Raw genomic sequence first — 14,451 nt, 5'->3', positions numbered from 1 at the left:
GTAACAAATAATTTTCCTTTATTTTTATGGTTTCACCAACCACCTGTTTAATATGACCAGAAACTGTTTTATTGCCCTATTCGCCGCCGCTGTTTTTAGTTTTACATTTACCAGTTGTTCCACTTCCAAACGGGTAGATAAAGGCATTAAAAAATATTATGCTAATACCATTCCCGAAAAAGTAAAGAACAATGATTATATCAGTTTTACCGTAGAGAACACTTTGCCCGCCAATGAAATCTCCCAAACCCGCAAAACAAAGAATAAATTAATACCGGCCATTTTTTACTGGAAATGGCGTACTGAAAATACTTCGGTTATTAATAATATGATGCCCATACAGTATTTTACCAGCAGTTTTATTACTGCGGCCAACAGCCGCAAATTAAAAGAGAAATTAAATGGCGGCACGGTTAACTTAACCATAAAAGAAAACCCGGCCAATTTTGTATATGTTATTGATGGCTGGATGGTTTTCCTGCTACTGGCCTATGTTGGCGGGGAGAAAGTAGCCATTGAACCCTCCGGTAATAATTTTTCTGTGAACTATACGATCAGTTATCCTTCGGGACAAACCAAACAGGGTACTTTAACCACTGCCAATATCAACCGGGAGAAAGCGCCACGCTATTTTCAGAATGTAAAGGGTTTTACCCGTGAGTATTTAGCCAGCTGCGATAATAACATCAAAGCAATGGCCAAGGACCTGGTAACAGATCTGCTGGCTCAGGTCAGTGAGACGGAATAGTGGGTTATTCCTTTAACCAGTTTTCAATAAATATCGTATCACCGGTCAGAGATATCATCCATTTTGTAACAGATTGTTTTAAGGCATTTGATGTAGCTACCGGTTCTTTTATAACACCAATATTTTTATGATAGTAGGAATGTAGAAAATAAGCCGCCGTACCATCATGAATAATAAAGCCCGTATGTATGTCCAGGCCAATAATATAAATGCCTTTCTTTAATTGATTAACGCTTTTAACAAACATATCAAAGCCAAGATGGTCATACTTTTTTATAGGTTGTCCTGGTGTTAATGCCTTCATCATTTGTGAAGAAGCATATTGCGCCAGCTTTACCCGGTTCAGCTTAACATGCATATCTGCCAGTAAGGTAGTTACCAGGTAGCCACATGCGATACTGCCCTGCTTGGGAATTTGTGTAGTACCATTATAGTTCCAGCCGGTGCCCTCCCAGTACGAAAACAAACCGGTACCTATTTTATTTACCCAGAAATCAGTAATACTATCCTGTAATACCCTTTTGTTAAAGCCGGCGGCAGACAGCTTTTTATAGGCCAGTCTTTTTACGTTAATTGCTTTCTTAAAATCTTCATAGGAAATTACCGGGGTGCCGGGCACAGTATTGCCGGTTATATGGGGCTCAGCTGAATGATTTTTACAGCTCAACCCCATTATACTACCTATACATAAACATACCGCAATTAAAAAGCCTTTATTCATTTACGTGAGATGAATAAAGGCTTTCATTCCATATACGGTTATACTAAAAATTAACAGCTGCCTCATCTACCAGCCATAAGGGACTGGTTTTAGGGTTAACCCCCTGCACCGGGTAAACAGCTTTTGCCTTTTTGGCAAATACCGTTTTTAAAACCGGCGCTTTATTACTGCCTGCCACTAATAGTACCACTTGTTTTGCCTTATTAATTAACGGGTAAGTAAAGCTGATGCGCCAGGTTTGCTTGCTCTCCACCCATACTTCCTTTACCAGGCGTTTGTTTTCCTGTAATATATCGGTTCCGGGAAATAAAGAAGCGGTATGTCCGTCATCTCCCATCCCCAGCATCAGCCAGTCAAAAGCCGGTGTTTTACCACCGAAAAAAGCTTTCAGGGAGGTTTCGTATTGTTTAGCACAATCCTTAGCCGCTCCTTTTACCGGTGTGGCAAAAATATTCTTCTTAGGTACCGGTACTTTGCTTAACAGGCTATCCCAGGCCATTTTATAATTACTTTCCTTATCGGTTAAAGGAACAAAACGTTCATCGCTCCAGAAGAAGAAAACTTTTTTCCAGTCCACATTTTTGCTGAATGCCGGTGTGGCCAGTATTTCCAAAAAGGTTTTTGGGGTACTGCCACCGGACAATGCCACTACAAAGCGACCGTTCTTTTCAATAGCTTTCTGCGCATGCAGTACAAAGAAATGAGCTGCGGCTTCGCTTAATTTACCGGCATCCGGCCATATCATTTTTGTGATCATGATCTATTTTTTTGTTTTCTTTTTAATAGCAGGCTGTTTTGCTTCGGGTAATAATATCCAGTCAAAGCCATCCGCTTTTATCAGCTCATCAGCGGCTTTGGGTCCCCAGCTACCTGCATTATAGTTAGGGAATTTTTCTGTTGTAGCGGCCCAGTTATCAATTACCGGCATCACTACTTTCCAGGCCTGTTCTACCTGGTCAGCCCGCATAAATAAAGCCGCATCACCTTCCAGTACATCCAGCAATAAGGTTTCATACGCTTCCGGAACGGCTGTATCATAGTTATCATGATAAGTAAAGTCCATCTCCACCGGCTTGATCTTCATTTCCACACCCGGCTCTTTGGCCTGGAACACCAGGGTGGTTTCCATTTCGGGCTGTATGCTAATGATCAGTTGATTGGGCCTGCGATCGGGTATGGCATTCGGTTTAAACACACATAAAGGCACTTGTTTAAACTGTATGGCAATTACCGAAGAAGCTTTTTGTAAACTTTTACCGGTACGTAAATAAAAGGGTACTCCCTGCCAGCGCCAGTTATCAATGTATAATTTTAAAGCGGCGTAGGTTTCTACGTCCGACTTAGGATTTACATTCTTCTCTTTACGATAGGCCTGCTGGGTTTTACCGTTTACCTTACCTTCCCCGTATTGTCCCCTGATAGCATTACTTTGTATATTGTCTTTGTTAAAAGGGCGTACCGCTTTCAGCACATCTACTTTTTTGTTACGGATCTCTTCGGCATCTGTGGTTACCGGCGGTTCCATGGCAGTTACACATAGCAACTGGAACAGGTGGTTCTGTATCATATCACGCAGGGCTCCTGCCGTTTCATAATAGTTACCCCGGCTACCCACACCAATATTTTCGGCCACGGTTATCTGTACATGTTCAATGTAATTATGATTCCATAATGATTCAAAGAAGATGTTGGCAAAACGGAAAGCCATCAGGTTTTGTACCGTCTCCTTACCCAGGTAATGGTCAATACGATAGATCTGTTTTTCCTTAAACTTAGCCAGCAACAATTTGTTCAGGTCTTTGGCGCTTTGCAGATCACTGCCAAAAGGCTTTTCTACCACAATCCTGTCCAGGCTTACATTAGCAGCCAGGTCGTATTTGGACAACCCGATAGAAATATCGTCAATGAACTTAGGAGATACAGAATAATAAAACAAACGTACAGCTCTGTTACGCCATTTTTTATCGTTGGCATCCAGGGTTTCACCTAAACGGCGGAATGTATCATCAGCGGTGAAATCACCTTCAAAATAATACAGGTTTTGAGCAAAGGCCTTCCACTCTTTTGGCTTGGCCTTACCGCTGCGGGAAAAGGTATTAATACCTTCCAGCATATAACTTTCGTACCATTTTTCGTCCTGTTTTTCATAGTGTACGCCATAGATGGCAAAGTTCTTTGGTAAAAAACCGCCTATATACAGGTTATAAAAAGCAGGGATCAGTTTACGCCATGCCAGGTCGCCCTTACCACCAAAGATGACAATGTTAGCGGGTGGTGGATTTTTTATTCTGCTCATATATTGTTTAAATTAAAAAGTAAAAATTTTAAAAGTGTTTCTCCTTTATCAACCTTCCCATTCGGTATGGAACACACCTGGTTTATCAATACGTTCGTAAGTATGGGCGCCAAAGAAATCGCGTTGTGCCTGTATTAAGTTAGCGGACAGTTTTTCGCTGGTAATAGCATCAAAATAATGCAGGGCAGAGGAAAGTGCTGCTACAGGAATATCATTCTCCAATGCAATGGCCAGTACCTGTTTTACATCATTACGCAGGCTAGCGAACAAGGGTTGGAACACGGGTGAGGAAATAATATTCGCCAGGTTATTATCATCTACATAAGCTTTACGCAGATCGCCCAGCATGGCCGAACGGATGATACAACCTCCTTTCCAGATCTTTACCACTTCCGGTAAAGGAATGGCATAGTTATATGCTTCGGAAGCAACTTTTAATAAATGCAGCCCCTGCGCATAAGCTATTAAAAAGCCAAAATGCAAGGCACTTTTCGACAGGGTGATCAGCAGTTCTTTTTCAATAGGGGTAACACTCTCCGGTAAGTTATATAAACGGCTATTACTTACACGCTGGTCTTTTAAAGCCGATATATAACGCATGGTCACCGCAATATCAATAGTAGGCAGCGGTACGTTAAGGTCCATCGCGTTTTGACTGGTCCACATGCCCGTGCCTTTCTGCTTGGCTTTGTCCAGTATCATATCTACGAGGTCATTCCCTGTTTCCGGATCTTTTTGCTTAAACACCGCCGCGGTAATTTCTACCAGGAAGGATTGCAGCTCGGCCTTATTCCAGGCATCAAATGCCAGGTGTAATTCGTTATTGGATAATTCACCTGCTTTTTTCAGTACCGCATATATTTCACTGATCAGCTGCATCATGGCATATTCAATACCATTGTGTACCATCTTGGTATAATGGCCTGCGGCCTTGTTACCCATATAAGCCACGCAGGGCCCTTCATCACTTTTGGCCGCAATGGCTTCTAATATTTCCTTTACCAGCTCGTAACTCTCAATATTACCGCCCGGCATCATACTGGGGCCTCTGCGGGCGCCTTCTTCACCGCCGCTCACGCCCATGCCTATGAAATGAACGCCTGAGCTTTGCAGCATATCATAACGCCTGTCGGTATCGGTAAAATGGGTATTGCCCCCGTCAATAATGATATCGCCCTTTTCTACCAGCGGCATCAGTTCATTAAGCACACTGTCTACAATTTTACCGGCCGGTACCAATAACATAATGATCCGGGGAGTAGCCAGGTGGCTTAAAAACTCGGGCAGGCTTTCTGCGGCCGTTACTTTTAACTCACCTGCTTCGGCCAGTAATCGCTTCTGCTGGTCCACATTGGGATCGTATCCGCATACCTCATATCCATGGTCGGCTACGTTTAATAATAAATTACGGCCCATGGTGCCTAAGCCTATCATACCAAAATGTGCTGCCATATCTGAAATTTAGCTGCGAAGTTAGGCATATATCCGATTGCTGTTTTATACAGGATAAGTTGTGAAAAAACTATTACGAAAAAAAGCCCCGCTCCTGACCGGAAACGGGGCTGTATACCAACAATAATGAAAACTGCCTTTATGGCTCTACTACAAAAGTGATAGGCTGCTTACGGTAGGCTTTTACTGCCCGGCCGTTCTGGTTAGCAGGGTTCCATTTGGTGGCCTTGCGCAATACCCGCATGGCTTCCTCCTCCATACCAAAGCCATGCGCCGTAAGGGCTTTAATATCGCTTACCCTGCCCTCTTTATCAACAATAAACTGCAGGTAAACGGTGTAACGGCCGGGAGCGGCATTGTTATCAATGGGTATATCGGCCTGCAGGTTACGCCTTAAAAAACGTTCCCACTCTTTTGCTCCACCAGGAAATTCGGCTTCTATTTCCACCGGCCCGATCCAGGGTTCATCGGTCAATTTCTTCTTTTCCTCTATTATGCCCACTTTATTTATAATTTCCGGCGGAGTACTGATATCATCGCCTCCTTTCACTCCGATACGATCTAAATCGCTGATTTTAACACCGTCAAAATCGTCCTGTGCAGGTGGTGTGTTAAAAACCTGGTCATCAGGACTAACAACAGGCTCCACGAATGCAATGGTTTGCATTTGGGGTGGTTCTATAGATTTCGGAGGTGGTGGTGGTGGCTCTACCCGAGGAACCTCAACTTCGTCGTATGGACGAATAACAAGTCCCCCGTTATCATCCGGCATGATAGTATCTTCATTCGTTGGCCTGGCTATTAATGTGGAGCCGATGGCAAGGCCTATAGCAATACCCGTAATGCATAAGGCCTTTATAATGCGCTTATCATAACTGCGTCTTAATTCATACGCTCCATATTGTTTATTCTTTTCATCGAATAAAATATCCAGGAAATCTGATTGTAAAATTTTGTTTGATTCCATGATCGTAGTTTTTGGTTAATAAAAAAGAGTGTTAGTAATAGCTTTGTAATTTTTCCGTTTCCTCAGTTGTCATATTTGCCAGCGAATAGCGTAGTACCCGGTTAATGGTCATTTCGTCCAATATATTCACCACCGTTTTATAGGCAGCCGTTTTACCGGGTTTGATCAATACAAAAAAATCTTCCTGCCGGCAATCCTTTATATCCTGGTTATTCAAAGCCTTTGCTTGTTCACAATCCGGGTTGGACCTATACCTCGCTTCTACTTCCCTTTTCTTATCTATGATAACCTTCCTGATATCACCAGTACTTACAGGATATATGTGTGCTGTGTCGCTCCATTCGCCCTGGTAATAATACACTGCATCGTTCTTACCCAGCAGGATGGTCAATGCACCGGTCTGCTTCACCTTTGTTACACGCCCGTCCTTAGGCATTACCAGGTCCATAGTAACCGGCTCGTTCAGGGTAGCAGTAAAAATGAAAAAGGTAATCAGTAAAAAAGCAAGGTCCACCATCGGGGTCATGTCAACTTTAGTGGGTAATATTTTACGGCCTTTAACGCCTTTTGTTTTCCGGGTAATGCCGGTATCCATAGTAAGCTGTGCCATCGTTTTAGTTTTGTACAGGCATAACTTAGCGGGTTGCATAGCATATTACCAGCATCACTTTGTTTGCCTATTTGTTTTAAATGAGAGAAAAACCAGGAATAAATTATAACGGATAGGTATTGACCGTTTACAGAAGCTTCTGCTTATAAGATGAGGGGACAGTTAAATTTCCATAAGGAATATAAAATAATAAGGTATATTTTAATACCTCTAAACACGCTGCCTCCATACTGCAGCTATCTTACAACCGGGGTTACATAAAAAAGCCCCTGTTATAAACAAGGGCTTTTATTAAACATGTTCAGTTACTATTACTCCTGCTCTACTACAAACGTAATAGGCTGCTTACGATATGCTTTTACGGCACGGCCATTCTGGTTAGCAGGCGTCCATTTTGTTGCTTTCCTCAACACCCGGATGGCTTCCTGTTCCATACCAAAACCATGTGAAGTAATAGGCTTCAGATCGCTTACATTACCTTCCTTATCCACAACAAACTGGATGTAAACAGTGTATCTCCCACCCGGGGCATTATTATCAATAGGTACATTCGCATCAAGGTTTCTTTTTAAGAAATTTTCCCAGGCCTTGGCGCCGCCGGGGAACTGCGCTTCCATTTCCACTTTTTCATATATCTCGGGCTCTACCACTTTCTTTTCTTCAATGATCTCTTTACCCTGGTCTATCACCGGTGGTACTGCGATATTTAAATTTTTAATACCCTCCTGGTCGGTTACATCAATTTTTACATCCTTCAGTTCATCATTTGTAGGAGGCGGTGTTTTTACCTGGTCATCGGGTGCAATTACCGGAGGGGTAAACTGCCGCATTTCCAATTTGGGAGGGTCTACTTTAGGTAACGGTGGTAATGGTTCAATGATTTTTTTTTCTTCCTCTTCTTTAATATCCTGGATAGTAAGTTCCTGCTTCACTTCCAGTTTAGGTTCTTCCGGCTTTACGGCATTCGCCAGTACAGAGCCGGCAAAGCCAATTGCGGCAACGGAGCCTGTAATAAGCAGGGCCATCAGTATACGTTTATTATAAGTTTTGCGTAACTGGTAAGCACCATACTCTTTATTCCTGTTTTCAAAAATCAGGTCCAGCAGGTCGGACGATAAAATTTTATTATTCTCCATCTTACATTAGTTTGTAAACTATGATGTAACGATGATTTTGTTTCCATAAAATTTGTCACTTTACTTATCACCTACTGATATATAACGCATATCAATTGACTAAACAAAAATGAAACGATCTTATTTACAGGTATTTACAAATAAATATAAAGGGCAGTAGCATTCCCTAATAAAAGAGTGTATGTAAATACCTGCCTGAACGGGCATAAAAAAGCCCCTGTTGTACAGGGGCTTTTAAATAAATTATATGAACCTTATTCCTGTTCTACTACAAAGGTAATAGGTTGTTTACGGTAAGCTTTTACTGCACGACCGTTCTGGTTAGCAGGCGTCCATTTTGTTGCTTTTTTCAACACACGGATAGCTTCCTGTTCCATACCAAAGCCATGAGAAGTAATAGGTTTCAGATCACTAACGTTACCTTCCTTGTCCACAACGAACTGGATGTAAACCGTGTATCTTCCACCGGGAGCACCATTGTCAACCGGTACATTCGCATCAAGGTTTCTTCTTAAGAAGTTTTCCCATGCTTTAGGTCCTCCGGGGAACTGTGCTTCCACTTCCACTTTTTCGTAGATCTCAGGTTCAACCACTTTTTTCTCTTCAATGATCTCTTTACCCTGGTCAATTACCGGTGGTACCGCGATGTTTAAATCTTTAATACCTTCCTGGTTAACTACGTCAATTTTTACTTCCTTCAAATCTTCCTGAGCAGGAGGAGGAGTTTTTACCTCTTCATCAGGCACTACCACAGGAGGGGTAAAGGCTTTCATTTCAATTTTTGGAGGGTCCACTTTAGGTGGTGGCGGGGGAGGCGGCTCAATCGGCTTTTCCTCTTCCTGCTTAATATCCTGGATAGTAAGCTCTTCTTTTACCTCCAACTTCGACTCATCAGATTTCACTGAGTTAGCCAGAATTGAACCAATAAAGGCCAATGCAGCTATTGAGCCGGTAATAATCAGTGCTAACAGGATACGTTTATTATACGTTCTGCGTAGCTGGTAGGCACCGTACTCTTTATTCCTGTCTTCAAAAACAATATCCAACAGGTCAGATGATAAAATTTTATTGGCGTCCATTGCTAAATTTGTTTATTAATATGATGCGGAGGCGTTTAATTTCCATACCCGCCTGCTATTATTTAATACCGTTAGCAGTTTCGGTAGCCTTAACCATTTCGTTCTCAGTATCGGCTATTTTCACAATTGCGTAACGGTCAACCCTGTTAATGGTCATCTCGTCCAAAATATCAACTACGTTCTTATAATTAGCCTCGTCATTTGGCTTGATAATTACGAAGAAGTCTTTTTGCCGACAATCAGTAACCGGTTTGCCTTTTGAAGCTTTCTCCTGTTCGCACTCAGGATCACGAACATAAGTAGCTTCTACCGCACGTTTTTTCCTGATAATCTCATCACGGATACCTTTAAAGGTAGTTTGCTTGAACTGCTGAGAGGCAGTTTCCTGCTCCAACTTCCCTTCATAATAATAAACCTGGTCGCCTTTACCTAATAAAATAGTCAGTGAGCCGGACTCTTTTGTCTTAGTCTCCTGGTCTTTTTTATCAGTATCCTTGGGCATATTCAGGTCCATTGTTGTAGGACTGTTCATTGTTGCCGTAAAGATGAAGAAGGTGATCAACAAAAAGGCCAAGTCCACCATTGGGGTCATATCTACCCTCGTAGATTGTTTTTTGGCTTTTTTAACGCCCGGGCCTTTTTTGTGGCCGCCGCCGCCGCCGCCGTCGCCTGTATCTAAACTTGCCATTTTATGCTATTTAAACTTTAAAATAATTTGTCTGAAAGACTATTTCTTTAATTTTTCAAGTTCCCTGCGGTAAACTGCCACTTCACTGGTACCCGGAGCCTCTTCCGGCATTGTAACCAGGTTGTATTTAAACACCTCGTTACGTTTTAAAGCGTCAATAACGGCTTTAAAAGTAGGGTAATGTGATTTGGAGTCACCTTTAATAAGGAACCTTAATTCCTGGCCGGCAAAAACACGCTGTGAAGCCGCTATCCAGTAAACCAGTTCATTGGTGGCCGAGTCCAATACGGGAATTCCGTCTTGTACTATATCCTTTTGTTTGTCAACAGGTACATCTAAAAATGACTTTAACTTATTAAAAGGCATACCCACCATGGCACTGTTACGGAAGTTTTGTTTTTCCTTGTCAGTCAGGTTCAGCTCTCTTACAGTACTTACATCTTCAGCAATAGCGTCTACCCTTGTAGGATCTTTCTTGGCAAGAGCCGAAAAGTAAACTTTATTGTCTTTATCAATGCTTATAAGCACCGCGTTGTCTTCAGGCAGTTTATCAGCGTTTACCGAGTTAGGCGTCTCAATAGGCACCGGCTCGGCAGGCTTGAATTTAGTTGCCATGATGAAGAAAGAGAGGATCAGGAACCCAATATCCACGAACGGCGTCATATCCGTATCTGTACTCTTTTTCGGTAATGATACTCTAGGCATTTTATAATATGTTTTCTAATTAAGATGAAAAACTTGCTTTATTCCATACATCCAGCCTGAACTATTTGTATAAAGAAGCAAAACTTTGTGTTAAAGTAAAGCCAGACTCGTCAATACCGTAGGTAATGTTATCGATCCTGGTAGTTAACATATTATAAATAATTAACGCTAAAGCTGATGTACCGATACCTAAAGCGGTGTTATACAGGGCCTCAGAGATACCAATCGCCAGTTCCGCAGCATTACCACCACCATCACTACCTAAGGCAGAGAAAGAGTTGATCATACCAATTACCGTACCTAACAGGGCCACAAGGGTACCAGCCGATACGATGGTAGATAAGAATACCAGGTTTTTTTGCAGCATAGGTAATTCCAAAGCAGTTGCTTCTTCTACCTCTTTCTGGATAGCGATTACTTTTTGGTCAGTATCCAGGTTAGGCTCAGTGATCATTTCTTTATAACGGCGTAAACCTGCTTTCATTACGTTAGCAACAGAACCTCTTTGTTTGTCGCACTCTGCAATAGCAGCATCTACATTTTTGTTAGCTAAGTGATACTGTACTTTACGTACAAAATCAGAAATAGAACCTTTACCTAAAGCTTTGCTGATAGTCAGGAAACGCTCAATAGTAAATACAACAACAGTTAACAACATCGCAATCAGCAGGGGTACAATGATACCACCCTCGTAAATCCTGTTCAATGCTGTTTTAGGTCCTCTGTGATGAGGCCAGAAGCCACCACTAGGATCTGGTTGTTCAAATCCGCTTGGGTTACCAATAATAAAACGCCAGATGCAATAACCAGCAACAATACATGCAATTGGTGCAATCCACGAAATAATATTGCTGCTCTTTTTAGCCTGAACAGATGTTGTTGCCTTCGCTGTTGCAGTCGGTTTAGTCTCCGCCATGATCGTAGTTTTTTAGTGTTTTAATTTTAGTGAAATAAAAAAAAATTTAAATGAGCCTTATTCCGTTACAATGCTAATAAAAAAGTCAATATCTTAAACTTCTTGCCAGCACTTTTTCTTTATAAGGGGTTCAAGTTAAGGATTTTTTGAAAAGCAACAACTTTGTTGTCAATAATTTGATAAGAATTTCATCTTAGTCAATACAGGACAATCATGCTACTCATATCGCAAAGCTTCTATGGGATTGAGTTTCCCGGCTTTTACCGCTGGGTATAAGCCGGCCAATATGCCCACTATTGTGCATATTAAAATTCCATAAATAACCCATAACCAAGGCACTACAAAGCCTGTATTTAATACAATTGAAAAAACATTCCCTACCAGAACACCCAGTATAATACCAAAAACCGCACCCATACAGCTGATAATTACCGATTCCAGCAAAAACTGGCGGCGGATCATTTTACTTTTTCCCCCAATGGCTTTTACCAGGCCCACCTCCTTGGTGCGTTCCGATACCGATACCAGCATGATATTCATCAAACTGATAGCCGCCCCTATTAAGGTAATTAAGCCGATCACTGTAGCCGATATGGTCAGGAAACCCAGGCTGTTCATGGCTTTCTCCACAATACTATCGCTCCTGTCTAGTACAAAATTGCTTTCCTCCGTGGTATTCAGTTTCCTGATGGCCCTGAAAGCTCCCTCCGCCTCCCCCATGGCCGTTTTTAATTCGGGTATGCTGTTCACCATTACCGCTACGGCATACGAGTTGCCCGATGGAAAGTTGCGCTCCACATTCTGGTAACTGGTAATGATCATATTATCACGGCTAAAACCAAAGGACGATCCCCTGCTTTCCAATACCCCCAATACCCGGTAAGGAATATTATTGATCCTTACCTGCTGGTTCACTGCCGCCTGTACATTTTCGCCCAGCAGGCGTTTGGCCACATCATAGCCCAGTATACAAATATTCTGTCCGCTGTTAGCATCTGTACGGTTCATATTCCGGCCGGCCAGCAGTTTAAAGCCGTTTAATAAAAGGTAGTTCTCATCGGCCCCATAAGCCATTACGTTGGGACCTGTTTTTTTACTGGCAAAGGATACGATATTATTACGCCCCCCGAATATGGACAGGCTTACATAGGCCGGGTACTCGTATTTTCTTACAAAAGCTTCCGCCTCATCCTTGGTAATACGTTTCCCCAGGTTTGATTTCTTCTCCTTCTTGGCGCCTTTTTTCGAAACGGTCACATCATCGCCTCCGCCGCCGCCCATACGTATATTACGCTCCTTAAAACGTATACTGAAGGCGTTGGCACCCATAGTGGAAAAACTTTCCGAGAACTTCTGGTTCATGGCTTTAATAGCAGTGATAATGCCTATCAGGGCCATAATACCAAAGGCTATAATGGCCACCGTAATGCCCGTACGCAGTTTATTACCTGCTACTGTTTTAAATGCCAGCGAAAATATACTGTTAAACTGCATAATCAATCCTGCTAAGCGTACCTGTTTATATGGGGCTTTCGGCCATAGTAATGCTATCAGCTACCGTCCACCGCCCGGTTCCAATCCCCGGCTTTAAGGCCGGGTATTTCCACCTAAGCGGTGCAGCCCTTCAGCTGCAGCCCCCTGTTTCAACAACCCACCGAAGTTAGAAAAAAAACCATACGATTGCCAGCTTATGTGTTGGATGGAAAAAGTTTTACAAAAAAAACTGTTCCCTGCTTTAATAAGTTACCCCTCCGCAACATTTTTATTTTTTAAAAGTAGGCCGTACAAAAGCAAAAACTGCAGGGCGGCGAGCCGTAAATTTCTGGCAACTTTAGTAACTTACCCTTATGTTATACCTCTATATCATAAAGCGGTTATCGTTCATCGTTTTTACAGCCATGCTTACCGGCTTTGTATACACCGGTACTGTTGCGGCACAGGCTACAGCCAATAATTTTAAAGTCATTGCCTATTACTCCTCCAATGCCGGGAGTATTGATAGCTTTCCCATTGAAAAACTCACCCATATTATCTATAGTTTTTGTCACCTGAAGGGAGATCGCCTGAATGTAGATGATAAGGGAGATTCGCTCACCATACAAAAGCTGGTATCCTTAAAATCACGCAACCCACGGTTGAAAGTATTATTATCACTGGGCGGCTGGGGTGGATGCGCCACCTGCTCCGATGTTTTTTCAACAGCTGCTGCAAGAGAAACCTTTGCCCTTTCGGTAAAAGAGCTGGCCGCTTATTTTAAAACAGATGGTATTGACCTGGACTGGGAATACCCTACTATTGAAGGCCCGCCCGGTCATGCATATAAACCGCAGGATAAAGATAATTTTACGGCCCTCATACAGCAGCTTCGCAACACCCTGGGACAACAGCAGGAGATCAGTTTTGCTGCCGGTGGTTTTAAAAAATATCTTACCGATGCGGTTGACTGGAAAGCCATCATGCCTTTGTTAGATTATGTGAACCTGATGAATTATGATATGGTACATGGCAACTCCACCCGCACCGGTCACCATACCCCACTTTACCCTACTGCCGAACAAAACGAATCGGTGGATGCCTGTGTAAAGTATTTATTATCTATTGGCGTGCCCGCCCGTAAAATGGTCATTGGCGCTGCTTTTTATGGCCGCAGCTGGATCAATGTACCCGGTAAAAACAATGGTTTATACCAGCCCGGGCAGTTTAAAAGTTTTCTCCCTTATAATGTATTTGATCAACTAATCAATACCAAACACGGCTTCCGGTTTTATTATGATGCCCAAGCACAGGCCAGTTACGCCTATAACCCGGCAACAAAAACCTTTGCCACTTTCGATGATAAACAATCTATTGCCAAAAAAACCAAATATGCCCTTGAGCATGGCCTGGGCGGTATTATGTTCTGGGAATTAAGTAACGATAAAAGAAAGGGGTACTTAGATGTGATTGATGATGCAGTAAAAAAATATCATACGCAAACTATATCGCCAAAGGCGACAGAATAATATTACGAAGCTACAAGCTTCGAATAGCCGAAGTTAAGCAACGATAAAAAAATGGTTGCCTGGATGTGATTGACGCTACGGTAAAAAAGTATCGTAAGCAAACTACATCGCCAAAGGCGACAGAATAATAT

14 protein-coding genes are annotated in these 14,451 nt (G+C 42.4%); 2 read left to right on the top strand and 12 right to left on the bottom strand.

From position 1 onward, the window contains the following. Window positions 1–52: 52 nt before the first annotated feature. A complete protein-coding gene (locus ACFS6H_RS06450) occupies window positions 53–748 on the top strand; it encodes a hypothetical protein (RefSeq protein WP_386096444.1) in 696 nt (231 codons plus the stop codon). 4 nt (window positions 749–752) lie between these two features. Here ACFS6H_RS06450 and ACFS6H_RS06445 read toward each other — a convergent pair whose 3' ends face one another. The 12 genes from ACFS6H_RS06445 to ACFS6H_RS06390 all read right to left on the bottom strand — a co-directional run bounded on the left by ACFS6H_RS06445 (window position 753) and on the right by ACFS6H_RS06390 (window position 12,812). Continuing rightward, the gene (locus ACFS6H_RS06445) at window positions 753–1,367 is read right to left on the bottom strand and encodes a hypothetical protein (protein WP_386096442.1); all 615 of its coding nucleotides are present in this window, start codon (window positions 1,365–1,367) and stop codon (window positions 753–755) included. A gap of 145 nt (window positions 1,368–1,512) precedes the next feature. After that, window positions 1,513–2,226 (bottom strand): 6-phosphogluconolactonase, encoded by a 714-nt coding sequence (pgl, locus tag ACFS6H_RS06440; RefSeq protein ID WP_386096440.1) that lies wholly within the window; start codon window positions 2,224–2,226, stop codon window positions 1,513–1,515. A 3-nt stretch (window positions 2,227–2,229) separates the two neighbouring features. Then, a complete protein-coding gene (gene zwf, locus ACFS6H_RS06435) occupies window positions 2,230–3,765 on the bottom strand; it encodes a glucose-6-phosphate dehydrogenase (protein ID WP_386096438.1) in 1,536 nt (511 codons plus the stop codon). A 48-nt stretch (window positions 3,766–3,813) separates the two neighbouring features. Further along, complete coding sequence (gene gndA / locus ACFS6H_RS06430; RefSeq protein ID WP_386096436.1) at window positions 3,814–5,217, bottom strand: NADP-dependent phosphogluconate dehydrogenase; 1,404 nt, start codon at window positions 5,215–5,217, stop codon at window positions 3,814–3,816. A 139-nt stretch (window positions 5,218–5,356) separates the two neighbouring features. After that, window positions 5,357–6,184 carry an energy transducer TonB gene (locus tag ACFS6H_RS06425; RefSeq protein ID WP_386096434.1) on the bottom strand — a complete coding sequence of 276 codons (828 nt, stop codon included), beginning with the start codon at window positions 6,182–6,184 and terminating at the stop codon, window positions 5,357–5,359. Window positions 6,185–6,215: 31 nt separating this feature from the next. Continuing rightward, on the bottom strand, window positions 6,216–6,794 hold the full coding sequence (locus ACFS6H_RS06420) for an ExbD/TolR family protein (RefSeq protein WP_386096432.1): 579 nt from the start codon (window positions 6,792–6,794) through the stop codon (window positions 6,216–6,218). 311 nt (window positions 6,795–7,105) lie between these two features. Continuing rightward, window positions 7,106–7,930, bottom strand: coding sequence for an energy transducer TonB (locus ACFS6H_RS06415; protein ID WP_386096430.1), 825 nt, complete (start codon window positions 7,928–7,930; stop codon window positions 7,106–7,108). 254 nt (window positions 7,931–8,184) lie between these two features. Next, the gene (locus ACFS6H_RS06410) at window positions 8,185–9,009 is read right to left on the bottom strand and encodes an energy transducer TonB (protein ID WP_386096428.1); all 825 of its coding nucleotides are present in this window, start codon (window positions 9,007–9,009) and stop codon (window positions 8,185–8,187) included. A gap of 58 nt (window positions 9,010–9,067) precedes the next feature. Beyond that, window positions 9,068–9,697: an ExbD/TolR family protein gene (locus ACFS6H_RS06405; protein ID WP_386096426.1), complete on the bottom strand. Its 630-nt coding sequence runs from the start codon at window positions 9,695–9,697 to the stop codon at window positions 9,068–9,070. A gap of 39 nt (window positions 9,698–9,736) precedes the next feature. Next, on the bottom strand, window positions 9,737–10,402 hold the full coding sequence (locus ACFS6H_RS06400; RefSeq protein WP_386096424.1) for an ExbD/TolR family protein: 666 nt from the start codon (window positions 10,400–10,402) through the stop codon (window positions 9,737–9,739). 61 nt (window positions 10,403–10,463) lie between these two features. Further along, window positions 10,464–11,318, bottom strand: a complete 855-nt coding sequence (locus tag ACFS6H_RS06395; RefSeq protein WP_386096422.1) for a MotA/TolQ/ExbB proton channel family protein — start codon at window positions 11,316–11,318, stop codon at window positions 10,464–10,466. 216 nt (window positions 11,319–11,534) lie between these two features. Next, entirely contained in the window at window positions 11,535–12,812 is a 1,278-nt protein-coding gene (locus ACFS6H_RS06390) for an ABC transporter permease (protein ID WP_386096420.1), read from the bottom strand. Window positions 12,813–13,165: 353 nt separating this feature from the next. Here ACFS6H_RS06390 and ACFS6H_RS06385 point away from each other — a divergent pair, with 353 nt between their 5' ends. Further along, window positions 13,166–14,320 (top strand): glycoside hydrolase family 18 protein, encoded by a 1,155-nt coding sequence (locus ACFS6H_RS06385; protein ID WP_386096418.1) that lies wholly within the window; start codon window positions 13,166–13,168, stop codon window positions 14,318–14,320. Window positions 14,321–14,451 lie beyond the last annotated feature (131 nt).

The organism is Terrimonas rubra (assembly GCF_042686025.1).
GTDB classification, from domain to species: domain Bacteria; phylum Bacteroidota; class Bacteroidia; order Chitinophagales; family Chitinophagaceae; genus Terrimonas; species Terrimonas rubra.
Note: the sequence above shows the minus strand (reverse complement) of the source record. Positions and strands in the feature narration are given on the sequence as shown.

Excerpts from the sequence above, each read along its gene's own strand:
- gndA (WP_386096436.1), bottom strand. The coding sequence starts at position 5,217 with ATGGCAGCACATTTTGGTATGATAGGCTTAGGCACCATGGGCCGTAAT.
- ACFS6H_RS06415 (WP_386096430.1), bottom strand. The coding sequence starts at position 7,930 with ATGGAGAATAATAAAATTTTATCGTCCGACCTGCTGGACCTGATTTTT.
- ACFS6H_RS06405 (WP_386096426.1), bottom strand. The coding sequence starts at position 9,697 with ATGGCAAGTTTAGATACAGGCGACGGCGGCGGCGGCGGCGGCCACAAA.
- ACFS6H_RS06390 (WP_386096420.1), bottom strand. The coding sequence starts at position 12,812 with ATGCAGTTTAACAGTATATTTTCGCTGGCATTTAAAACAGTAGCAGGT.
- zwf (WP_386096438.1), bottom strand. The coding sequence starts at position 3,765 with ATGAGCAGAATAAAAAATCCACCACCCGCTAACATTGTCATCTTTGGT.
- ACFS6H_RS06420 (WP_386096432.1), bottom strand. The coding sequence starts at position 6,794 with ATGGCACAGCTTACTATGGATACCGGCATTACCCGGAAAACAAAAGGC.
- ACFS6H_RS06450 (WP_386096444.1), top strand. The coding sequence starts at position 53 with ATGACCAGAAACTGTTTTATTGCCCTATTCGCCGCCGCTGTTTTTAGT.
- ACFS6H_RS06400 (WP_386096424.1), bottom strand. The coding sequence starts at position 10,402 with ATGCCTAGAGTATCATTACCGAAAAAGAGTACAGATACGGATATGACG.
- ACFS6H_RS06385 (WP_386096418.1), top strand. The coding sequence starts at position 13,166 with ATGTTATACCTCTATATCATAAAGCGGTTATCGTTCATCGTTTTTACA.
- ACFS6H_RS06395 (WP_386096422.1), bottom strand. The coding sequence starts at position 11,318 with ATGGCGGAGACTAAACCGACTGCAACAGCGAAGGCAACAACATCTGTT.
- pgl (WP_386096440.1), bottom strand. The coding sequence starts at position 2,226 with ATGATCACAAAAATGATATGGCCGGATGCCGGTAAATTAAGCGAAGCC.
- ACFS6H_RS06410 (WP_386096428.1), bottom strand. The coding sequence starts at position 9,009 with ATGGACGCCAATAAAATTTTATCATCTGACCTGTTGGATATTGTTTTT.
- ACFS6H_RS06425 (WP_386096434.1), bottom strand. The coding sequence starts at position 6,184 with ATGGAATCAAACAAAATTTTACAATCAGATTTCCTGGATATTTTATTC.